This window comes from Agromyces sp. NPDC058136, assembly GCF_042884375.1.
Lineage (GTDB): Bacteria > Actinomycetota > Actinomycetes > Actinomycetales > Microbacteriaceae > Agromyces.
This window is the reverse complement of record NZ_JBHVUA010000003.1, coordinates 91,443-112,590: the sequence shown is the minus strand read 5'-3', so window position 1 is coordinate 112,590 and position 21,148 is coordinate 91,443. Positions and strand designations below refer to the sequence as shown.

20 protein-coding genes and 1 tRNA gene are annotated in these 21,148 nt (G+C 71.6%); 8 read left to right on the top strand and 13 right to left on the bottom strand.

Annotation, left to right across the window (positions count from 1 at the left end; all coding sequences use genetic code 11):
• Positions 1-43: 43 nt before the first annotated feature.
• The 5 genes from ACFVTX_RS09990 to ACFVTX_RS09970 all read right to left on the bottom strand — a co-directional run bounded on the left by ACFVTX_RS09990 (position 44) and on the right by ACFVTX_RS09970 (position 5,938).
• On the bottom strand, positions 44-1,276 hold the full coding sequence (locus ACFVTX_RS09990) for a PP2C family protein-serine/threonine phosphatase (protein ID WP_386899607.1): 1,233 nt from the start codon (positions 1,274-1,276) through the stop codon (positions 44-46).
• Positions 1,277-1,279: 3 nt separating this feature from the next.
• On the bottom strand, positions 1,280-1,822 hold the full coding sequence (locus tag ACFVTX_RS09985) for an FHA domain-containing protein (RefSeq protein WP_386899605.1): 543 nt from the start codon (positions 1,820-1,822) through the stop codon (positions 1,280-1,282).
• Complete coding sequence (locus tag ACFVTX_RS09980) at positions 1,819-2,565, bottom strand: FhaA domain-containing protein (RefSeq protein WP_386899603.1); 747 nt, start codon at positions 2,563-2,565, stop codon at positions 1,819-1,821. The genes ACFVTX_RS09985 and ACFVTX_RS09980 overlap by 4 nt, the downstream gene beginning before the upstream one ends.
• 65 nt (positions 2,566-2,630) lie before the next feature.
• Positions 2,631-5,150: a glycoside hydrolase family 65 protein gene (locus tag ACFVTX_RS09975; RefSeq protein WP_386899601.1), complete on the bottom strand. Its 2,520-nt coding sequence runs from the start codon at positions 5,148-5,150 to the stop codon at positions 2,631-2,633.
• Positions 5,147-5,938 (bottom strand): HAD family hydrolase, encoded by a 792-nt coding sequence (locus tag ACFVTX_RS09970; RefSeq protein WP_386899599.1) that lies wholly within the window; start codon positions 5,936-5,938, stop codon positions 5,147-5,149. The genes ACFVTX_RS09975 and ACFVTX_RS09970 overlap by 4 nt, the downstream gene beginning before the upstream one ends.
• A gap of 236 nt (positions 5,939-6,174) precedes the next feature.
• On the opposite strand from ACFVTX_RS09970, the gene ACFVTX_RS09965 reads away from it, so the two are divergent.
• From ACFVTX_RS09965 to ACFVTX_RS09955, 3 genes are all read left to right on the top strand, one after another.
• Positions 6,175-6,258: transfer RNA gene (locus tag ACFVTX_RS09965), tRNA-Leu, on the top strand.
• A 167-nt stretch (positions 6,259-6,425) separates the two neighbouring features.
• Positions 6,426-7,460, top strand: a complete 1,035-nt coding sequence (locus ACFVTX_RS09960) for a hypothetical protein (protein ID WP_386899597.1) — start codon at positions 6,426-6,428, stop codon at positions 7,458-7,460.
• A 103-nt stretch (positions 7,461-7,563) separates the two neighbouring features.
• Entirely contained in the window at positions 7,564-9,084 is a 1,521-nt protein-coding gene (locus ACFVTX_RS09955) for a flotillin family protein (protein WP_386899595.1), read from the top strand.
• 495 nt (positions 9,085-9,579) lie between these two features.
• On the opposite strand, the gene ACFVTX_RS09950 is transcribed toward ACFVTX_RS09955, so the two are convergent.
• Positions 9,580-9,783: a hypothetical protein gene (locus ACFVTX_RS09950; RefSeq protein WP_386899593.1), complete on the bottom strand. Its 204-nt coding sequence runs from the start codon at positions 9,781-9,783 to the stop codon at positions 9,580-9,582.
• 44 nt (positions 9,784-9,827) lie between these two features.
• Between ACFVTX_RS09950 and ACFVTX_RS09945 the strand changes: the two genes are divergently transcribed.
• Positions 9,828-10,190, top strand: coding sequence for an EamA family transporter (locus ACFVTX_RS09945; RefSeq protein WP_386899591.1), 363 nt, complete (start codon positions 9,828-9,830; stop codon positions 10,188-10,190).
• 87 nt (positions 10,191-10,277) lie between these two features.
• On the top strand, positions 10,278-10,721 hold the full coding sequence (locus ACFVTX_RS09940) for a DUF2871 domain-containing protein (RefSeq protein ID WP_386899589.1): 444 nt from the start codon (positions 10,278-10,280) through the stop codon (positions 10,719-10,721).
• A 17-nt stretch (positions 10,722-10,738) separates the two neighbouring features.
• On the opposite strand, the gene ACFVTX_RS09935 is transcribed toward ACFVTX_RS09940, so the two are convergent.
• Together ACFVTX_RS09935 and ACFVTX_RS09930 are read right to left on the bottom strand one after the other, a co-directional pair.
• A complete protein-coding gene (locus ACFVTX_RS09935) occupies positions 10,739-11,275 on the bottom strand; it encodes a YbaK/EbsC family protein (RefSeq protein WP_386899587.1) in 537 nt (178 codons plus the stop codon).
• Between the two features lie 98 nt (positions 11,276-11,373).
• Positions 11,374-11,970 carry a GNAT family N-acetyltransferase gene (locus ACFVTX_RS09930; protein WP_386899585.1) on the bottom strand — a complete coding sequence of 199 codons (597 nt, stop codon included), beginning with the start codon at positions 11,968-11,970 and terminating at the stop codon, positions 11,374-11,376.
• 87 nt (positions 11,971-12,057) lie between these two features.
• Between ACFVTX_RS09930 and ACFVTX_RS09925 the strand changes: the two genes are divergently transcribed.
• A complete protein-coding gene (locus ACFVTX_RS09925; protein WP_386899583.1) occupies positions 12,058-12,975 on the top strand; it encodes a DNA-3-methyladenine glycosylase family protein in 918 nt (305 codons plus the stop codon).
• Between the two features lie 28 nt (positions 12,976-13,003).
• On the opposite strand, the gene ACFVTX_RS09920 is transcribed toward ACFVTX_RS09925, so the two are convergent.
• Positions 13,004-14,044, bottom strand: coding sequence for an NAD(P)H-dependent flavin oxidoreductase (locus ACFVTX_RS09920; protein ID WP_386899581.1), 1,041 nt, complete (start codon positions 14,042-14,044; stop codon positions 13,004-13,006).
• Positions 14,041-14,877: a flavin reductase family protein gene (locus tag ACFVTX_RS09915; RefSeq protein WP_386899579.1), complete on the bottom strand. Its 837-nt coding sequence runs from the start codon at positions 14,875-14,877 to the stop codon at positions 14,041-14,043. Before ACFVTX_RS09915 ends, ACFVTX_RS09920 begins: the two co-directional genes overlap by 4 nt.
• A 138-nt stretch (positions 14,878-15,015) precedes the next feature.
• Between ACFVTX_RS09915 and ACFVTX_RS09910 the strand changes: the two genes are divergently transcribed.
• Together ACFVTX_RS09910 and ACFVTX_RS09905 are read left to right on the top strand one after the other, a co-directional pair.
• Complete coding sequence (locus ACFVTX_RS09910; protein WP_386899577.1) at positions 15,016-15,468, top strand: hypothetical protein; 453 nt, start codon at positions 15,016-15,018, stop codon at positions 15,466-15,468.
• A 183-nt stretch (positions 15,469-15,651) separates the two neighbouring features.
• Positions 15,652-17,982 (top strand): LLM class flavin-dependent oxidoreductase, encoded by a 2,331-nt coding sequence (locus ACFVTX_RS09905; protein ID WP_386899575.1) that lies wholly within the window; start codon positions 15,652-15,654, stop codon positions 17,980-17,982.
• Positions 17,983-18,053: 71 nt separating this feature from the next.
• Here the strand turns inward: ACFVTX_RS09905 and ACFVTX_RS09900 are convergent, their stop codons facing one another.
• The 3 genes from ACFVTX_RS09900 to ACFVTX_RS09890 are packed head-to-tail and all read right to left on the bottom strand — an operon-like array spanning position 18,054 to position 20,993.
• Positions 18,054-18,929, bottom strand: coding sequence for a carbohydrate kinase family protein (locus tag ACFVTX_RS09900; protein ID WP_386899573.1), 876 nt, complete (start codon positions 18,927-18,929; stop codon positions 18,054-18,056).
• A gap of 17 nt (positions 18,930-18,946) precedes the next feature.
• Entirely contained in the window at positions 18,947-20,131 is a 1,185-nt protein-coding gene (locus tag ACFVTX_RS09895; RefSeq protein ID WP_386899571.1) for a mandelate racemase/muconate lactonizing enzyme family protein, read from the bottom strand.
• A 58-nt stretch (positions 20,132-20,189) separates the two neighbouring features.
• Positions 20,190-20,993 carry an IclR family transcriptional regulator gene (locus tag ACFVTX_RS09890; protein WP_386899569.1) on the bottom strand — a complete coding sequence of 268 codons (804 nt, stop codon included), beginning with the start codon at positions 20,991-20,993 and terminating at the stop codon, positions 20,190-20,192.
• Positions 20,994-21,148 lie beyond the last annotated feature (155 nt).

Genomic DNA, 21,148 nt, shown 5'->3' with positions numbered 1-21,148 from the left:
CCCGCCGTCGCCGGCGGTGGTCACGCGACCGGTCGCGGCGTGGTCATTCAAGGGACTCCTCCAAGCGCTGCACGATCTGGGAGGCCTCGGTCAGGGAACCCGCGCTGATCGTCTGCTCCACGCGCTGCTGGTCGTAGGTGCGGAGGTCGGCGACGTCGATGTCGGTCTCGGTGTAGAGCTCGTGCAGCGAGATCGGCCCGAGGTTCTGCTGGATGCCCTGGTAGATCGCGACCCGGCCGTTCGACTCGCCCACGTAGTAGCGGGTCTGGGTCCACTGGTAGCTGAGCACCACGGCCGCGACGATCGCGGCGACGAACAGCACGATCCAGAAGCCCCACACCCAGCGGCGTCGGCGACGACGACGGGCGTCCTCTTCGATGAGCTCGTCGAAGTAGTCGGCCGAGTCGGGTTCGAAGTGCGTCTCTTGGACGGGGTGGGGTCTGAACGGCGCCAGACGGATGCCACGGGGCCGGGCCGGTTCGGTGGGAACGCCGAACGCGAGCGGTGCCGCGGCCGAACCGACGATCAGCGGCGGCGTCGCGGGCGCTGCGGGCTCGCCGATGTCGACGAGCACGACCGTCACGTTGTCGGGCGCGCCGCCGTCGAGCGAGGCCTTCACCAGCCGGTCTGCGACCTGCTTCGCACCGACGTCGGCCGACATGAGTTCGTGGATGTCGTCGAAGGAGACGACACCCGAGAGGCCGTCGGAGCAGAGCATCCACCGGTCGCCGTCACGGGTGTCGAGCACCATCTGGTCGATCTCGGGGGAGGCCTCGACGTCGCCGAGCACGCGCATGAGCACCGAGCGGCGCGGGTGCACCATGGCCTCTTCGGCGGTGATGCGGCCGGCGTCGACGAGGCGCTGCACGAAGGTGTGGTCGGTCGAGATCTGGCTGAGCTCGCCCGAACGCAGGAGGTAGATGCGCGAGTCGCCGATGTGCGAGATGACGACCCGGTCGCCGAGGTGGACCATCGAGCTGACGGTCGTGCCCATGCCGGTGAGTTCGGAGTGCTCGGCGACCGTTTCGGCGAGGCGCCGGTTCGCGGCGATGAGGGCGCCCTCGAGCGCGGCCGCCGCTTCGGGGGCGCTGTCGTAGTCGACGTCGGCCTCGGCGATGCGCCGGGTCGCGATCGCGCTCGCGACGTCACCGCCCGCGTGCCCGCCCATGCCGTCGGCGACGAGGAACAGCCGGCGTCCGGCATAACCGGAGTCCTGATTGTTCGAGCGGACCCGCCCGACGTGCGAGACCGCTGCGCTCGCCTTGACCGTGGGCATGGGCTACCCGCGCAGCTCGAACGTCGTCGCTCCGACCTTGACGGTGGCTCCGAGCGGGATGGGCGTCGGCACGGTCACTCGGGAGCCGTTGAGGAAGGTGCCGTTCGTCGAGTCGAGATCCTGGATCATCCAGCGGTCGTTCCAGAGCATCAGCCGGGCATGGTGGGTCGAGGTGAAGTCGTCGCGGATGATGATCGCCGAGTCGCTCGAACGGCCGATCGTGATCTCGTCGCGCCCGAGCGGGAACTCGACGCCCGACTTGGCTCCGTTCGTGATGACCAGCCGCGAGGCGTTGCTGCTCGAGGCGAGGCCGCCCGGGATGCCGCCGCCGGGTGTGGAGACGGGCGCCGTCGGCGCCGCGGACGGCACGGGGGAGCTCGGGAACGCGGATGCGGTGGCGGGCGCCGCAGCGGCCGCCTCGGGCTGCAGTTTGCGCACCCGCTGGCCGAACAGGTCGCTGCGCAGCGCGTAGACGATCGAGAAGATGAACACCCACAGCAGGATGAGGAAGCCGAGCTGCAGGACGACGAGGGTCAGTTCGCTCATTCGGCCGCCCCCCAGAATCCGCCCATGTCGTGGCGCTGCGTGGCCGGTGCGGCGCGGCGGGGTTCGCCCGCACCGCCCGCGGCCTGCGCGAGCACCCGGAACACGATACGCGAGCGCCCGATCGTGATGACCGAGTCGGGTTCGAGGATCGCCTCTTTCACGGCCGCGCCGTTCAGCTGGGTGCCGTTCGTCGAACCGAGGTCGCGCACTCGGGCGCGCGAGCCGTCCCACTGCACTTCGGCGTGGCGGCGCGAAGCGCCGGAGTCGTCGAGCGTCACATCGGCTTCGCTGCCGCGGCCGATCACCGTGCGCCCCTTGATGATCGGGTAGCGCTTGCCGTCGACGTCGAGCACCGGGGTCCAGGCGACCTGGCCCTTCACGTTCTGCGAGTCGACCTGCACCATGCCCAGGCTGAGGCTCTCGTCGGGGCGCAGCGTGATCGTGATGCCGCCCGCGAACTGGAAGTGCTGGCTCGCCGCATGCCGCTGCACGAGGTCGACGAGTTCGTCGACGAGCGCCGGGCCGAGGCCCGCCATGCGGGCGTGGTCGTCGGGCGACATGCGCACCGTGAAGTTGTTCGGCACGAGCACGCGGTCGCGCGACACGACCGCAGCCTTGGTGTCGATCTCGCGCTTCAGCGCCGAGGTGATCTCGACCGGCTGCAGCCCCGAGCGGAAGGTCTTCGCGAACGCGCCGTTGACGGCGCGCTCGAGACCTTTCTCGAAGTTGTCCAGTAGGCCCACAGGTCTCCCGATTCCGGTGTCTGACTTCGCGTCATGTTAGCGCGAGCGGCTGGTAACACCCCGGATCAGTCGATCGGGATGACCGTTTCGATGTCGTCGGCGTCGAGCGACAGTGTCGGGATCGACGCCGTGAGCAGGGTACCGTCCGCCCGTCGGGTGCCCGTGACATCCCGCATCGTCGGCGAGCCGTGGAGCCGCGGCCCCTGCCCGTCGAGCGGCACCGTCACCGGGGCATCCGCCGTGATGTCGACCTCGGTGCCGCGCACCCGGACCCGGGCTTCCGAGCCCTCCTCGATCGTGAACGTGATCGCGGCCGGCTCGAGCACGACGCGCACGCGCGTGCCGCGCAGCGTCAGTCGGAACGTCAGGGCCGACCAGTCGTCGGGCAGGCGCGGGTCGAAGGTGAAGCGGCCGCCGTGGTCGCGGAAGCCGCCGAAACCCGACACCAGCGCGGCCCAGACGCCACCGGTGGATGCCACGTGCACGCCGTCGGCCGCATTCTGATGCAGGTCGGCGAGATCGACGAACAGGGCCGACCGGAAGTACCGCATCGCGAGCTCGTGGTACCCGACCTCGGCCGCGATGATCGACTGCACGACCGCCGACAGCGTCGAGTCGCCCGTCGTCAGCGGGTCGTAGTACTCGAAGTTCGCCCGCTTCTGCTCGGCCGTGAAGCGGTCGCCCTGGAGGTAGAGGGCGAGCACCACGTCGGCCTGCTTCAGCACCTGGAAGCGGTAGATCACGAGCGGGTGGTAGTGCAGCAGCAGGGGCCGGCGGTCGTCGGGCGTGTGCTCGAGGTCCCAGAGCTCCTTCTCGAGGAACGCCGAATCCTGCGGGTGAACCCCCAACTGGGCGTCGTACGGGATGTGCATGTGCGCGGCCGCGCGACGCCAGCTCGCGACCTCGCCCGGCGTCACCCCGAGGCGCTCGACGAGCCGGTGGTAGGCGGGCGCGTCGTGCACCTGGAGGGTGTCGATCGCGGCGGCCGCCGACGCCAGGTTCGCGCGCGCCATCACGTTCGTGTACAGGTTGTCGTTCACGACGGTCGTGTACTCGTCGGGCCCGGTCACGCCGTGGATGTGGAAGACGTCGTCGGCGTTCGACCGCCAGAACCCCAAGTCCTCCCACATGCGCGCCGTCTCGACGAGGATGTCGATCGCGCCGCGCGCCAGGAACTCCTCGTCGCCCGTCGCCGCCACGTACTGGCACAGCGCATAGGAGACGTCGGCGTCGATGTGGTACTGCGCCGTGCCCGCCGCGTAGTAGGCGCTCGACTCGAGGCCGTTGATCGTGCGCCACGGGAACAGGGCGCCGCGCTGGTTCAGCTCGAGTGCGCGGGCCCGCGCCGCGTCGAGCATGCGCTGCCGGAACCGCAGTACGTTCCGTGCGACGATCGGCGCCGTGTAGCTGAGGAACGGGAGGACGTAGACCTCGCTGTCCCAGAAGTAGTGGCCGCCGTACCCCGACCCGCTCACGCCCTTCGCAGCGACGCCGCCGCCGTCGGTGCGGGCCGTCGCCTGGGCGAGCTCGAACAGGTTCCACCTGGTCGCCTGCTGCAGCGCCGGCTGCCCGGCGATCTCGACGTCGGAGCGGGTCCAGTAGTCGTCGAGCCACGCCCGCTGCTGCGCGAACAGCTCGCCGGTGCCGAGCTCGGCGGCCCGGTCGAGGGTGCGGTCGCAGCGGTCGACGAGCTCGCGCGCCGGCACCTTGCGGGCCGTGTGATAGCTCACCGTCTTCGTGATGCGGATCGGCATGCCCTGCTTCGCCTGCACGCGGTACACGTGCTTCGCGAGGTCGTCGGCGATCGTGCCGGTCTCGGTGAACGGGTTGTCGGTCGTGATGTGATGCTCGGCGCCCACCGCGAGCGTCATGCCCGAGTTCGTGGTCTGGTAGCCGAGCACGTACCGGCCGCCCTCGGCGCGGTTCAGGCGCGGCTGCAGCACGCGCTCGGTGAACTGCTCGGCCTTGCGGGGGTCGAACGCGCCCGGCGTCTGCGCCTCCTGCATCACCCCGCTGCGGTACTCGTCGCGGCCGTCCTGACGGTTGAGGATCTGGCTCGAGATCGTCACCGCCGCGTCGGCGTCGAGCAGCTCGACCTCGTAGTCGATGACCGCGAGGTGCCTGTCGGTGAAACTCGTCATGCGCCGGCTCGTGATGAGCACTCGCTTGCCCGCAGGGGTGCGCCACTCGATCGAGCGGCTGAGCGCCCCCAGCCGGAAGTCGAGGCGGCGCTCGTACGACACCAGCTCGGCCTCGGTGAGCACGAGCGGCTCGTCGTCGACGTAGAGACGGATGATCTTGGCATCCGGTGCGTTCACGATCGTCTGCCCGACCCTCGCGAACCCGAACGCCTCCTCGGCGTGACGGATCGGCCACGTCTCGTGGAACCCGTTCACGAAGGTGCCGTGCATGTGGCCGTCGCGGCCCTCCTCCACGTTGCCGCGCAGGCCCAGGTAGCCGTTGCCGACGCCGAACAGCGTCTCGGTGCGACCCATGTCGTCGGTGCCGAACTCGGTCTCGACGAGCGCCCACTCGTCGATCGGGAACCGGCTGCGGTTCAGCGGGTCGCTGTCGGCGAACCTCATGCGTCGCTCCCTTCGTTCGTCTCTCGACCCCCCGCCCCGAGGAGCGGAATCAACTCGTCCAACTCGTCCACCACGACATCGGCGCCCAGCCGTTCGAGGACCGCCCGCCCGACCCCGCGATCGACTCCGACGACGAGGCCGAAGTCGCCCGCCGCGCCCGCCTGCACGCCCGACTCCGCGTCCTCCACGACGGCGCACGCGGTCGTCGGCAGGCCCAGCAGTTCGGCGGCGCGCTCGAAGGTCTCGGGCGACGGCTTGCCGGGCAGCCCCTCGGCTGCGGCGTACCCGCCGTCGACGACGACCTCGAATCGATCGGCGAGCCCCGCGGCCGCGAGCACGGCCGGCGCGTTCTTCGAGCTCGAGACGACCGCCACGTGGCATCCGGCCGCCTGCACCGCGTCGAGGAACGCGACGCTCGCCGGGTAGGCGGCCACGCCCTCCTCGGCGAGGGTCTCGTTGAAGGCGGCGTTCTTGCGGTTGCCGAGGCCGTGCACGGTCTCGAAGTCGGGCGCATCGGTCACGTCGCCCTCGTCGATGCGGATGCCGCGGCTCGCGAGGAGGCTGCGGACGCCGTCGTACCGTGGCTTGCCGTCGATGTGGGCGAAGTAGTCGGCCTCGGTGTAGGGGGCCGCGCCGTGCTGCTCGAGGTACGGGGTGAACAGCCGCGCCCAGGCGTGCATGTGCACGGTGGCGGTGGGCGTGATCACGCCGTCGAGGTCGAAGAGCCAGCCGCGGATGTCACGGGGCGGGGTTGCGCGATCGTGCCGCGGGTCGGGGGAATGGGTCACGTGGGCGCTCCTTTCGTCGCGTCGGTCGTGGGCGCCGGTACCCGGGTCTCGATGCTATTCCCGGGGGGCGGGCCGGCGCGAGATGTCGGAGCGACTCTGAGGGGATGCGGAGGGTTTGCGGCGTGGCGAGGGGTCTCGATACGCTCCGCTCCTCGACCATCGAGGGCTCGAATGGAGTTGTGGGCTGCGAGATGTTAGGCTCTCCGGGCTGGACGCACTTCGGTGCGGCCACACACGCGCGAGTGGCGGAATTGGCAGACGCGCTGGCTTCAGGTGCCAGTACTCGCAAGGGTGTGGGGGTTCAAGTCCCCCCTCGCGCACAACACGGCAAGGCCCCCGATTCGTCGGGGGCCTTTCGCGTTTCCCGGAACGGGCGGTCACGATTCGGAATCGACCTCGGCCCGCCGATCCTCGAGGTGCTTGGATGAATCACCCGACCGTCCCCGGTGCCCCCCCGAAGGCGCGCCGACCCTACCCGAGGTGATGAGTGACCGACCCTGCACCCCCGCAATACGGCGTCCGTGTCCCGAGCGTCGAGCCCGGCGTCGATGCCGCGGCACCCGAGCCGATGCCGACTCCCGGGTGGGGACCCGCGCCCGACGCGCCCGAGCCCGAGCGACGCAGGCCCCGGGGCGCGATCGTCGCGATCTCGCTGCTCGTCGTCGCGCTCCTCGCGGCCGCCGCGGGAGGGGTGTGGCTCTTTCTGCAGCTCTCCGCCGTGCAGGCGCACGTCGTCGACCAGCAGGAGCAGCTCGAGGAGCAGCAGCACCAGATCGACGAGCAGCAGGAGCTCATCGACGAGAAGGAGGTCTTCGGGGCGGCGATGACCGGCCTGCTCGACTCGGCCGCGAGGTTCGACGGCGTGCTCACCGGAGACGTCGTGCCCTGGGAGGACTACCTCACGCTCGCCGACCAGGCCTGGATGAGTCGTTGGAATGCCGACGAACTCGCCGCGCAGACCCTCGCCGTCGATGTCGCCGCGACGCAGCTCGACGAGCGGTGGAACGCCGCGCAGCAGCACGCCGCCTCGAACTCGACCGGGACGACGTACGAATCGGTGATCGACCGCCTGTCGGGCGGATTCGTGGCATCCGTCATCGACGACGCCGACCTGCTGTGCGACCAGGGCGACGTCGACGTGCTCGCGTGCGTCATCTCGGACGACCCCTATCTCGTGCACTTCGACGCGGCCGCGAACGGGGCACCGTACATGACGGACGAGATCCGCACCGGCATCGCGTACCACGAGTTCGCCCACGTGCTGCAGCTCACGAACCCGACGCAGACGAGCGATGCGCTGGCCGGGTTCGGCGGGGACGTCGAGGTGATGGCCGACTGCTTCGCGCTCACCTTCCTCGACGGCTGGAAGCTCGACCACCGGGTCTGGACGAGCGGCACCCAGTACTGGGACGTCAACGTCGGCTACGGCGTCGAGTGCTCGGCCGAGCAGCGGCAGGCGGTGCGCGACTGGCACGCCTCGCTCGGCGTCGAACTCCGCCCGATCACGGCGTCGATGCCCTGACGTCGACCCCGTGACATCCAGTACCCGGGAATGATTGCGCGGGCAGACACGGGCCGACATCCTTGACGGAGCCCTACCCGAATCCCCGCCCGAGAGGACCCCCGTGTTCGAGTTGCTCGCCGCTGCCCCGATCATCGGCATCATCGCCCTGATCATCGTCGTCGCCATCATCCTGTGGATCTGGGCGAAGGTGCTCTACCGCAACGTCTCGCCCGACGAGGCGATCGTCGTCACCGGCAAGCGTTCGCGCCGCCGCGTGGTCGACGGCGTCGACACCGAGGAGTCGGGCCAGCGCGTCGTGCACGGCCAGGGCGTGTGGATCATGCCCTTCTTCCAGAAGGCGCACAAGATCTCGCTGCGCTCGCGCGCGATCGAGATCCGCGCAGAGGCGCAGACCAACAACGGCATCACCGTGCACGTCGACGCCGTCGCGATCGTGAAGGTCGGCGACTCCGCCGCGTCGATCCGTGCCGCCGCGCAGCGGTTCCTCGGCCAGGACAAGAACATCGACATGTTCGCGCAGGAGGTGCTGTCGGGTTCGCTGCGCGCCTCGATCGGTGCGACCGACGTGCTCACGATCATCAACCGCCGCGACGAGCTCTCGGCCGCGGTGCTCGGCGTCGCGCGCGAGTCGCTCGTCAACCAGGGCCTCGACGTCGACTCGTTCGAGATCAAGGGCATCTCCGACACCAACGGCTACATCGACGACCTCGGCCGCGCCGAGCAGGCGAAGGTGCGCAAGCAGGCCGAGATCGCCGAGGCCGTCGCCCAGCGCGAGGCCCGCGAGGCCGTGATCGCCGCCGAGCAGACCGTCGCCGAGCGCGAGGCGGAGCTCGCCCAGCGCAAGGCCGCCCTGCAGCGCGAGACCGACAAGGCGATGGCCGAGGCCGCCGCCGCCCGCCCGCTCGCCGAGGCGCTCTCGCAGCAGGAGGTCGTCGCCCAGCAGGAGATCACCGCGCAGAAGAAGGCCGCGCTCCGCGCCGCCGAGCTCGACTCCGAGGTCAAGGCCGTCGCCGACGCGCAGGCGTACAAGGTGAAGGTCGAGGCCGAGGCCTCCGCCGAGGCAGTGCGCATCGCCGCCGACGCCGACCGCATCGCCCGCACCGCCTCCGCCGAGGCGCTCAAGGCCGAGGGTCTCGCCGAGGCCGACGCGATCCACGCGAAGGGCGCCGCCGAGGCCGCAGCGACGAAGGCCGCCGCCGAGGCCGTCGCCCAGCAGTCCGAGGCGCTGCTGCAGATGCGGGTCATCGACGCGCTGCCGCTCATCGCCCGCGAGCTCGCCGCGCCGATGTCGAACATCGACCAGCTCACCGTCGTCTCGACCGACGGCGCCTCGCAGCTCGCGAAGAACGCCGTCTCGGGCATCACCGAGGTCGACGCGATGCTGAGCTCGACGATGGGCGTGGGACTGCGCGAACTCCTCGGTTCGATCATCGGCGGCGCTGCGGCCGGCGGTGCGGCCGCCCGCGCCTCCGAGCGCGATGGGGCGGATGTCTCCGGCATCGCCGCCGGTCTCGGTGCGAGCGTCGGCGTCGGCGTCTCCGAGGCGATCTCGCCGGTCGCCGACCGGCTCGAGGGGCTGCAGTCGCAGCTCGACGGTGCGGGCGAGCCGACGCAGTCCTGACCGGTCGCGGTCCCGTCCGCACGAACGATGCCGAGCGCCCCGTCGGGCGCTCGGCATCGTGCTAGCGTCGATCGCGATAGCGCCTAGGGTTCCGGGGCAGCGCGCCCGACTGGTCCGAGCGGCGCCACGGCCGTCGCCAACGACGACCGTCATCTGACAGGACAAAAGCCCGGAGGACCGTGTTCGTCGCGCCCGCGGCGGACGGAAGGTCCTCAGCATGTCGTCCACGGCACTCGTCCTCGTCCTCGCAGCTGCGGTCTGCCACGCCGCCTGGAACATCGTCGCCCACGGCGTCAGCCGGATCGGCATGCCCTTCCTCTGGTGGGGCGCGGTCGCATCGACGGTCATCTGGCTGCCGGCCGTGCCCCTGGCCGGCGGCCTCGGCGGAGCCTCGGTCGCCGAGTTCGCGCTCGCGGCCGCGGTCTCGGCGGTGCTGCACTGCGCCTACATGCTGGTGCTGCAGCGCGGCTACGCGACCGGCCGCCTCTCGACCGTCTACGCGGTCGCACGCGGCACCGGGCCGACGATCACCGTGCTCGTGGCGGTGACCCTGCTCGGGGAGCGCCCGTCACCGTCGGCACTGGTCGGCATCGCGGCGATCATCGCGGCGGTCGTCGCGATCGGCCTCGTCGATCGACCGAACGGCTCGGATGCCACGGGCTCGCGCGCTCCGGCTCGCAGGCGGCTCGACCCGGGCATCGCCTGGGGCCTCGTCACCGGGGTCGCGATCGCGGCGTACACCCGTGTGGGACGCGCACGCCGTGCGGGAGTGGGAGGTCGCGCCCGTCGCGTTCATGGTGGGGTGCACCGTCGGCGAGATCGTGCTGTTCAGCATCGGGCTCGGCGGTCGGTGGCGCGAGATCGGGGCGGTGGGCCGGGCTCACTGGGGGAGGATCGCGGCATTCGGCGTGCTGTCCCCGCTCGCGTACATCCTGGTGCTCGCGGCGATCACGATGGCACCGGTCGCGCTCGTCGCACCCCTGCGGGAGATCAGCGTGGTCCTCGTGAGCGTGTTCGGTGCACTCGTGCTGCGCGAGGGCCGAGCGGGCGCGCGCATCGCGGCGTCGGCGGTCGTGCTGGCGGGCATCCTGCTGATGACGGCCTAGGCGAGCGCGTCGCGCGGTTCAATCCTTCGATCGATGCCGAGCGCGTGGCATCCGGGCGATGCTGGAAGGAAGATCGAAGGGAACTCGATGTTCAAGCTGTTCTACGCGTCGTTCGCGTACATGGTCGTCGGCGTGCTGTCAGGCCTCTACTACCGCGAGCTCACGAAGTCGCAGGGATTCCCCGAGGGCGACTTCACGCAGCTCGGGCTCGCGCACACGCACCTGCTGACCCTCGGGTTCATCGTGCTGCTCATCGTGCTCGTGCTCGAGAAGGTGTTCGCGCTGTCGGAGAGCCGCCTGTTCGGCTGGTTCTTCTGGGTCTACAACGCGGGCGTGGTGCTGACCTCGGCCATGCTGATCTGGCACGGCACGCTCACCGTGCTCGGCCAGGAGTCGAACGCCGCGATCTCCGGCATCGCCGGGCTCGGGCACATCGCGTTGACGGCGGGCATGGTGCTGTTGTTCCTCGCACTGCGGAACCGGCTCGTCGCCGCGAAGGGTGCGAAGACGGTCGCCGCCTCAGCCGCGTAGGCCTCAGCGGCGGAGTCTCAGCTGCGGAGCGCGATCGGGAGCACCTCGGCGCCGGGCAGCCCGGCGAGCAGCGCACCGCTGACGAGGAGCTTGGCGCCGCGGGTGCCGCTGCCGATGATCAGGCGCTCACCCGCGGCGACGGCCTCGTCGACGAGGATCGGCCAGCCCTCGGGCAGGCCGATCGGGGTGATGCCGCCGACCTGCATGCCGGTCAGATCGACCGCCTGATCCATGGGCGCGAACGAGAGCTTGCGGGCATCGAGGTGCCGTCGCACGGCGCCGTTGACGTCGAGGCGGTCGGCGCCGCGCACGAGACACGCGGCGAACCAGGTGCGCTCGCCGCGGCGCGCCTGCACGACGACGCAGTTCGCGCCGTCGGCCGGCGAGATCTCGTAGTGCGCGCAGAACTCGGCGGTGTCGGCGAGCCCGGGGTCGATCGCCGCGACGAGTGCGCCGCTCGGGTCGCTCGATGCCGTCAGGGCCGAGGCGGTCGGTGCCGCAAGGAGGTCGGGATGGTCGACGGCCGGGCTGAATTCGAGGGTTCCGAAATGCATGGTGCTCAGGCTACGGGGATGCCCGCCGAGGACTACGTCACTGAGATGCGCCTGGTATCGGGGCGGTGGAGGTCGGCGCGCGCGTCGGCCCCCGCGGGTCACGCGTCGATCGGGCGCCACATCGTCGTGATCGGGGCATCGTCGAGGGGCGAGACGAATCCGCCGATCGGGCGGAAGCCCGCGCGCTCGTACCGGCGGTCGTTCGCCGGATTCGTCGATTCGAGATAGGCCGGAAGACCCGCTGCGGCGAACGTCCGAAGATTCTCGGCGAGCATGCGCTGCCCGAGCCCCTCACCGCGTCGCGCCGGGTTCGACGCGAGCAGGCTCAGGTACCGGTGCGGTTCGTCGTGCGGGTGGTTGGCGTCGAACGCCGCCATGAGCCCGTCGAATGCCCGGCGCTGCGTCGGATCGAGCCGTTCGGCGACGATCGCCTCGACGGCGGCGAATTGCTCGTCGGTCATCTCGGGCGCTCCTGAATCCAGCCACACCGCGACGGCGTCGCCGTCGTCGACGAGGTACACCATCCCGTAGGGCAGCGCACCTTCGACGAACCGTCGCCAGAACGGCTCGAGATGGCTCGTGTCCCGGTCGGGGCGGCGCAGAACCGGACCCCAGACGGGGTCGTCGGCGAAAGCGAGGGCGAGGGTTGCGGCGAGAGCGGGGACGTCGGCGTCGTCGGCGAGTCTGAGGTGCACGCGATCATCGTCGCACGGCGGCGTGCTGCCGCCGGCCCCGTCCGCTCGGGTCGCGGCGCTGTCAGCCGGGTGGGGCACACTGGGGGCGTGAACGCCGACCATGCCCTCGAGTGGCGGCCGAGGCATCCGACCGATCTCAGGCAGACCGTCGGCAGCCTGCGGCGCGGATTCGGCGACCCCGCCTTCCATGCCGAGCCCGGCGGCGCCGTCTGGCGCACCGTACGCACCGTCGAGGGCGACGCGACGATCCGTCTGACGCAGCTGCCCGACGGTGTGCTGCGCTGCCAGGGGTGGGGGCCCGGTGCCGGAGCGGCGGTGGCGCAGGCCCCCGAACTGCTCGGCGAACGCGACGACCCGAGCGGCTTCGTGCCGTTGCTGCCCCTGCTCGACGACGCGCACCGGCGCAATCCGGGGCTGCGGGTGCCGCGCACGGCGCAGGTGTTCGAGGCGCTCGCGGCGTCCATCCTCGAGCAGAAGGTCATCACCCAGCAGGCGCACGACTCGTGGAGACGGCTCGTCACGCGCTTCGGCGCGGTGGCGCCCGGCCCGACGCCGCGGCCGATGCGGATCGTGCCGCCCGCCGAGGTGTGGCGCGCCATCCCGACGTGGGAGTGGCACAAGGCCGGCGTCGACCCGCGGCGCGCGGCGACGGTGCAGAACGCGGCCCGTCACGCGCGTCGCCTCGAAGAGGCGGTCGGCATGAGCTCGGCGGATGCCGCGGCGCGCCTCACCCTCATGCCCGGCGTCGGCCCGTGGACGGCCGCTGAGGTCGCGCAGCGCGCCCTCGGCGACGCCGACGCCGTCTCGGTCGGCGACTACCACCTCGCGAACTACATCGGGCATGCGCTCGCCGGGCGCGACATGAGTGATGAGGAGATGCTCGAGGCGCTCGCCCCCTGGGCGGGGCACCGCTACCGGGTGGTGCGGCTGCTCGGTGCGGCGGGGGTGCGCGGGCGGCCGCGGCGCGGGCCGCGGATGCCCTTCGTCGACTATCGGGCGATCTGAGCGGGCGCAGGGTCAGCGCACGCGGGGGTCAGCGCGAGCGGTGGGTCGCGAGACGGGCGGCGGCCTCGCGGGTGAACTCGGCGATGATCTCGGCGACCGGGCGCACCTCCCGCAGGAGGCCGACGCCCTGACCGGCATCGACCGGCACGAGGGCGTGGTCGCCGTCGCGGTTCGCCGTTACGATCGCGGCGCGAAGCGCCTCGAGGTCGGTGCCGCCGGCCGTGACCGAGGCCGAACGCAGTTCGTCGACGCGGCCCGCCCATTCGTCGACGAAGGCATTGCGGATCACCCGCTCGGGGAACCGTTCGGGCCACGGCAGTCCGAGCGCGGCATCCAGTGCGCTCGTGTTCACCGTGTCGTCGCCGGTCGCGGCGATCAGCACCTCGATCGCCGCGGGCGGCGTGAGCGTCTCGGTCGCGGCCGAGAGGGCGGTGCCGATCCAGGCGCCGGCCGCTCCGGCGGCGAGCACCGCGGCGAGGGTTCGGCCCGAGCCGATGCCACCGGCGGCGAGCACGACCGGCCCCGCGCCGCCGCCCGCGGGATCGCCGCCGCGCGCTGCGACGACCTCGAGCACCGCGTCGAGGAGGGCGAGGGTGCCGATGCGCGGGTCGCCGTGGCCGCCGCCGTCTGCACCGCGGGCGACGATCACATCGACACCGCCGTCGGCCGCACGCGCCGCCTCGGCGGCCGTGTACACCTGCGTCGCCGTGAGCACCCCGGCCTCGTGCACCCGCTCGACCCAGTCGAAGCGATCGGCGAAGCTCACCGACACGAGCGACGGGAACGCCGCGAGTGCGACGTCGAGCATCGCGGGGTCGCGCTCGAGCCCCCACTGCACCATGCCGATGCCGAACGGGGCGTCGCCGCGGTCGAGCTCTGCGAGCTGCAGGGCGAGCTTCGCGGCCGATCCGGCACTGCCCATGCCGATCATGCCGAGCGCTCCGGCGCGCGACACGGCGCTCGCGAAGCGTCCGCCCGAGACCCCGCCCATGGGCGCGGCGACGATCGGGGTCGCGAGCCCGAGCGAGGCCGACCACGGGGTCGAGAGCGTCGGGGTCGGCGTGGTCATGGCTGCAGCTCCTGTCGGGCGGCCCACTCGAGGAGGGCGGGATCGGCCGATTCGATGCGCGAGACCTCTTCGCCGCCGTCGCAGCGGCAGAGGCTCACCACGGCGCCGTCGACGTCGAGCCGGCGCAGCGCCCACGTCCCGCCGAAGCCCTCCCACCGGTCGATCTCGTCGAGCGGCGAGGAGAGGCACGAGGCCGTCTCGCCCGTGTCGGGCGGACCCGGCGCGATCGCCGACTTCCGGGTCCACCCGACCTCGGCTCCGCGGTCGAAGTAGTGCCGGAAGCTGTAGACGAGCGGGTGCCACGCGCGCGGGTCGATGTGGTTCGAGCCGGGCACCACGAGTTCGGGCAGTGCGTGCACCCGCACCACCTCGACCTCGACCATGTAGTAGCCGGGGTCGACGCCGGGCGTCATGCGCCGCACCTCGCCCTCGAACTGCAGCGGCGCTTCGCGCACCCGCGGGGGTGACACCAGTTCGGAGGGTTTCGGGGAGAAGCCCGCGAGTTCGAACTTCCGGGGCTCGAAGCGGTACTGCCCGGTCTTCGCCTTCGGCACCGGGTCGCGACCGGTCACCGCCGAGAGGCGCTCGACGCGGCGCCACTGCGACGCGGCGGGGAAGTTCACGGTCAGCTGCGGCCGCTCGGCGAGGTTCGTCGCGGTCTGACCGTCGGCTTCGAGCCCGAGCACGAGCATGCGGCCGAGCGCCCAGTGCGACGACGCCGGCGCGAGATTGGGGGAGCCGTCGGCGTTCTCGGTCACCACGAGGTAGACCGGCGTGCCGACGTAGAGCACGCTCGGCTCGATGACCAGGTGATCGTCGGTCGTGGCATCCATGCGCCTCACGCTACGCCCGCCCCGACGGGTGCGCGCCTCTGTGACACCGTTCACGGCCGAGGCATAGCCAACTCATACCTTCGTCCCCTACGGTCATCAGGGCGGCGACCCCGCGCCGCACCCCGATCGAAGGAAGACATGACCTCGAACACCCCGACCCGAGCCCTCCCGAACCTGCCGCTCATCGGCACCGGGGTCGCCGCCCTCGCACTGCTCGGCGTCGGCCTCTGGCTGCTGAACTCGTCGAACGCGACCCAGGTCGAGCTCTACACGGCGCAGTCGCAGGACTACGCGGCCTACCTCGGCGCGCAGACGGGCACGACGGTCGGCGGCCTGCTCATCGCCGTCGGCGCGCTCGCGATCGTCGTCGCAGCCGCTGCATGGGCCGTCGCGTTCGCGATCGGTCGCCACACGGCACCCGCGGATGCCGCGGTGCCGGCCGGGTTCGACGGTGACGACGAGTTCGCCGACGAGCCCGAGGTCGTCGAGACGGTCGAGGTCGTCGAGGCCCCCGCGCCCGACGAGGCCGCAGTGGCTGCGGAGTCCGCCCCGGCCTCCGAGTCGAAGCCCGACACGACCGACGCGAAGTAACCCCCGAAGCAGGGATTCAGCCGGCCGGGCGCTCGAGAGAGCGCTCGGCCGCTGTCGTTCCCGCTCCGAGTACGCGACGCCGTGCGGAATGTTCGAGCACCTCGAGTCGGTTACTACGAGTAAGTGACTCGCCCATGGCATCCGTCTTGCAGCCCGGGGGAGACGTGGAAAGGGACGCGCACGATGCACTACGGCCATGAACTCGAGTTCGGCACCTTCATCACCCCGACGAACGACCCGCCGCAGGCGCCCGTGCGTCTCGCCGAGCTCAGCGAGGCCGCGGGCTACGAGCTCGTCACCTTCCAGGACCACCCGTACCAGCCTCGGTTCCACGACACGCAGACCCTCATGACCTGGGTCGCGGCCCGCACCGAACGCATCCGCATCGCCGCGAACGTGACGAACGTGCCGCTGCGCCCGCCCGCCGTGCTCGCCCGCTCGGCGGCGAGCCTCGACCTGCTCTCGGGCGGCCGCTTCGAGCTCGCGCTCGGCGCCGGCGGATTCTGGGACGCGATCGAGGCGATGGGCGGACGCCGCCTCACGCCCGGTCAGGCGGTCGACGCGCTCTCCGAGGCGATCGACGTGATCCGCGGCGTGTGGGACCAGGGCGAACGAGCCCGATTCCAGCTCGACGGCGAGTACTACCGTGTCGACGGCGCCAAGCGCGGGCCCGCGCCCGCGCACAACATCCCCATCTGGATCGGCGCGCTGAAGCCGCGCATGCTGCGCCTCATCGGCCGCAAGGGCGACGGCTGGCTGCCCTCGCTCGCCTACCTGCAGCCCGGCGATCTGCAGCGCGCGAACGCGACGATCGACGAGGCGGCGACCGCCGCGGGGCGCGACCCGCGTGAGATCCGCCGAATGCTGAACATCGGCGGCCGCTTCTCGGCGGGCGCCGCCGGCGGTGCGGGCCGCATGCTCGACGGCCCCGCCGGGCAGTGGGTCGAGCAGCTGCTGCCCTTCGTCGTCGACGACGGCATCTCGACGTTCATCCTCGCGAGCGACGACCCAGGCACGATCCAGCACTTCGCCGCAGAGGTCGCGCCCGCGCTCCGCGACGCGGCGGCGCGAGAACTCGGCGGGCTCGGCGGGCGAAGCGATGCGGGCGACGTCGACGGCGCGGATGCCACGGGCTCGGCCCCGACCCGCAGCACCGCGGTGCGCGCGAAGCGGCGCGACGGCATCCGCTACGACGGGTTGCCGCCCGCGCTCGCCGCACACGCGATCGAGCCCGGCGACGCCGGTTACGCGCGCGTGAAGTCGACGTACCTGCGCGGCGGCGCCCCTGGCCTCGTGCTGCAGCCGGGCGACGCCGACGAGGTGGCCGAGGCCGTGCGCTTCGCGAGCCGCCACCCCGAGGTGCCGTTCGGCGTGCGCAGCGGCGGGCACGGCATCAGCGGGCGTTCGACGAACGACGGCGGCATCGTGATCGACCTCTCGCGCATGCACGGCATGGCCGTGCTCGACGAGGCGTCACGGCTCGTGCGCATCGAGGCGGGCGCCCGCTGGAAGGACGTCGCCGCGTTCCTCGCCCCGCACGGGTGGGCGCTGAGCTCGGGCGACTACGGCGGTGTCGGCGTCGGCGGGCTCGCGACGGCGGGCGGCATCGGCTGGCTCGCGCGCGAGCACGGGCTCACGATCGACCACCTGCGCGCCGTCGAGCTCGTGCTGGCCGACGGTTCGATCGTGCGGGCCGACGCCGCGAAGCATCCCGACCTCTTCTGGGCCGTGCGCGGCGCCGGAGCCAACTTCGGCGTCGCGACCGCCTTCGAGTTCGAGGTCGACGAGGTCGGCGTCGTCGGATTCGCGCAGCTCGCCTTCGATGCGAGCGACCGCGCGGGGTTCCTCGAGGCGTGGGGTCGCTGGGTCGTCGAGTCGCCGCGCGATGTGACGAGCTTCCTCATCATGGGCGGTGCGCGGCCCGGTCAACCGCCGATCGCGAGCGTCATGGCGATGGTCGACTCCGACGACCCCGACACGGTGCTCGCCAGGTTGCAGCCGCTCGCCGACGTCGCCCCGCTCCTCGGGCAGGACGTGCGCCTCACCACCTACGACGCCGTGCTGGCGAACGCCTCCGACGAGAGCCACGCGGCCGAGGGCGAACCGACCTCGCGCTCGGGGATCGTCGGCCGCATCACACCCGAGTTCGCCCGCGACGCCGCCCGGTTCCTCGACGAGGGCTCCTCCTACTTCTTCCAGCTGCGAGCCATGGGCGGTGCCGTGCACGACGTGCCCGCCGACGCGACGGCGTTCGCGCACCGCGACGGCGAGTTCTCGGTCGTCGCATTCGGCACCGCGGCGATGCGCACGAGCGAGCGGTGGGACGAGCTCGTCGCCCCGCACGCCGAGGGCGCGTACCTCAGCTTCGAGACGGTGCAGGGCGCTGCGACGCTGCGGGCGGCGTTCCCGCCGGCGACGCTCGAACGGCTGCGGGCGATCAAGGCCGAGGTCGACCCGGGCAACCTGTTCCGCGACAACGCGAACATCGAGCCCGCGACCGTGTCGGTCGAGTAGCGCGAAGCGCGTCTCGAGACCTCGCCCCGGGTCTCGCGACGCTTCGCTCCTCGACCGACGCGAGGGCTTCGCTACGCGCCGAGCAGCGCGTCGAGGCTCGGGTGCAGGTGCCGGGTGACGAGCACGGATGCCGCGTGGCTGGCGCCCGCCTCGAGCGCCGCGGGCAGCTCGGCGCCCGACAGGGTCGCATCGAGCACGCCCACCATGAACGCGTCGCCGGCGCCGTTCGTGTCGCGCACGTCGACCGCGACCGCGTCGACCTCGTGGCGGGTCATGCTCGCATCGACCGCGACGGCGCCTGCGGCGCCGAGCGTGCAGACGACGAGGGAGGCGCCGCGGTCGATGCACGAGCGCATGAACGGCAGCGGGTCGGGGCCGATGCGGTCGGCGTTCATGAAGATCGCGTCGGCCGCCTCGATGAAGGGACGGTGGAACTCGCTCCGGCCGTCGTAATCGTGGATGTCGGTCCAGATGGGCCGACCGCTCGCGACCGCCGTCGGGAGGAGTCGTCGTGAGAGCTCCGAGAGGTCGAGCACCAGCGCCGAGGCATCCGCCATCGCCTGCGCGACCTCGGCGTCGAGTTCGGCGTCGGCGCCCTCGCCCGGGTCGCTCGGCGTCGAGAGGAACAGCGACACCCGCTCGCCCGCACGGGTCATGAGGTTGACGTGGCGTTCGGTGACTCCGCCGTCGCCGGCGATGAGCGCGACCCCCGCCTGCATGAGGAGGCGCTTGACCCGCGCGCCGTCGGCGTCGGCGCCGAAGAGCGCGTGCAGGCGCACCCGCCGCCCGAGCCCCACGAGGCCGAGCGCCTTGCCGGCCGACGTCGCGCCGACCGTCTCGTACTCCTCGAGCGCGAACTGCATGTGCGGCACCGGTTCGGGCAGATGATCGAGCACGACGATGCGGTTCCACGAGGCGGGCCCTGAGATGAAGACGTGTTCGCTCACCCGCCCATTCTGGCGGGTCAGGCCGAGATCGGCTCGCGGTGCTCGCGTCGGACGAACTCCCGCACGAAGGCCTCGTCGACGGTCACACCCAGGCCGGGCCCCGTCGGCACCACGAAGTCGCCGTTGGGCCTCACCTCGAGGGGTGTCGTGAGGATCCGGTTCGCGACGGGCAGGGTGAGGGGCTGGTACTCGAAGGCGAGGAGCGACGGCGAGCTCGCGGCGACGTGCACGCCTGCGGCCATCGCGATGCCGAACGCGGCGGAGTGGTGCGGTGCCACCTGGGCGTGGAAGGCGTCGGCGATGCCCGCGATCGCGAGCCCCTCGGTGATGCCGGTACGTCCGATGTCGGGCTGGGTGAGTCCGACGGCTCGCCGGGTCAGCCAGTCGGTGAACTCGAACCGGCTGCGCATCGCCTCGCCGACCGCGACGGGGGTCTCGATGGAAGCCGCGAGATCGCGATGCCCTTCGACGTCCTCGGGAGCGAGGGGCGCCTCGAAGAACCACGCGTGGCGTTCGTCGAGTTCGCGCCCGAGCGCCTTCGCCTCGCCGAGGCGGTAGCTCCAGTGCGCGTCGAGCGCGACCTGGAGATCGGGGTGGACGTCGCGCACGGCGTCGTAGGTCGCGAGGTCGGTACGGAGATCGGTGCCGAGGTGCATCTTGAACCGGCGCACTCCGGCTTCCACGAGCACGGCGGTCTTCTCGGCGATCTCCGCGTCGTCGACGCCGCGGACCCCCGACACGTACGTCGGGAGCACCTCGGCGAACCGCCCGCCCGCGAGCTCGGAGACCGAGAGACCGGTCGCCTTGCCCCAGAGGTCCCACAAGGCGATGTCGACGGCGGCCATCGCATCCGCCTGGTGGCCGGTGAGGTGTCCGCGTTCGCGCATCGACTCCGACATGCGGTGCCAGAGCGTGCGCACTGACCGGGGGTCCTCGCCGAGGATGAGGGGGGTGAGCAGGTGGTCGACGATCGCCGCCGCGACCTCGGGGGCGACGGGTGCGAGCCCTTCGCCCCAGCCCACGAGCCCGTCGTCGGTCTCGATCTTCACGATGAGCGTCTCGTAGCCGGGGGAGTAGAGGCTCCGCCACGGCGGCCGGATCATGTAGCCGCGGTGCTCGACCGCGGCCTCGCCGGCGTAGGAGTCCTCGGCATCCTCCTTCGAGATGAAGAGCGGGAAGGTCTGGACGCGCGCGATTCTCACAGGGTCTCCGGTGACTTGAGTGATCGGGAAGGCCGTCGACGGATGCCGCGGCGTGTGCTCAGAGGGCCGCGAACGCCGTCGCGGAATGGGAGGGGCTGTAACCGAGGGCGACGGAGATCTCGTCGGCGGCCTCGATCACCTGCAGCGCGAGCTCCTGGTGGGGGGCCTGCAGGTCGAGGACCGACAGCGGCCCGCTCGCCGAGAGGCCGGCGACGATCTCGCCCGCGCGGTCGCGGATGGGCGCGGCGATGCAGGCCCGCCCGAATGCGAGCTCCTCGATCTCGGTCGCGTAGCCGCGGCTGCGGGTCTCCTCGAGGGCCGCCTCCATGACGTCGCGATCGACGATCGTGTGCGGGGTGTACCGCTGGGGGGTCTTCGCGAAGTACTCGTCGACGCGGTCGGAGCTCATGCCCGACAGCAGTGCCTTGCCGAGGCCGGTGGCGTGCAGGGGTGCCGTGCGACCCGCCATCGCGAACGACTTGGGGGCGAGCGCGCCCTCGAAGTTGCAGAGGTAGGTGAAGGTGAAGCCGCTGAGCTCGGCGACGTTGACGCCGATGCCGAGTCGATGTGCGAGGTTCTGGGCGATCTGGCGCGAGGCGCGGAAGATCGGTGAGCCGTTGATGGCGATCGTGCCGAGCGCGACGGCGGCGGGGCCGAGGCGGTAGAGGCCCGTCCGGTCGTCCTGGACGACGAACTTCATGCGGTCGAGCGCCGACATCATGCGCGAAACCGTCGACTGGCCGAGCCCGGTGAGCGCGCAGAGCTCGGACACACGGAGCTCGCCGGCCTCTTCTGTGAAGCACGCGAGCAGGGACATAGCCCGTTCGACGGTCTGTGTGCCGCCCACCGATTCCGCTGCCATCGGGACTCCTTCTCCATGCAGTGCCGCGTCGCGAGTGCCCACTCGGGCTGCGCCGTTGCCGTCAGTGTAGTGAGCGGAATCAGCAGAGGCAATCCAAATATGGGTGAGTCATGCATTTTATGGATTTCACATCCGCATTGTGGTTTACTGGCCGC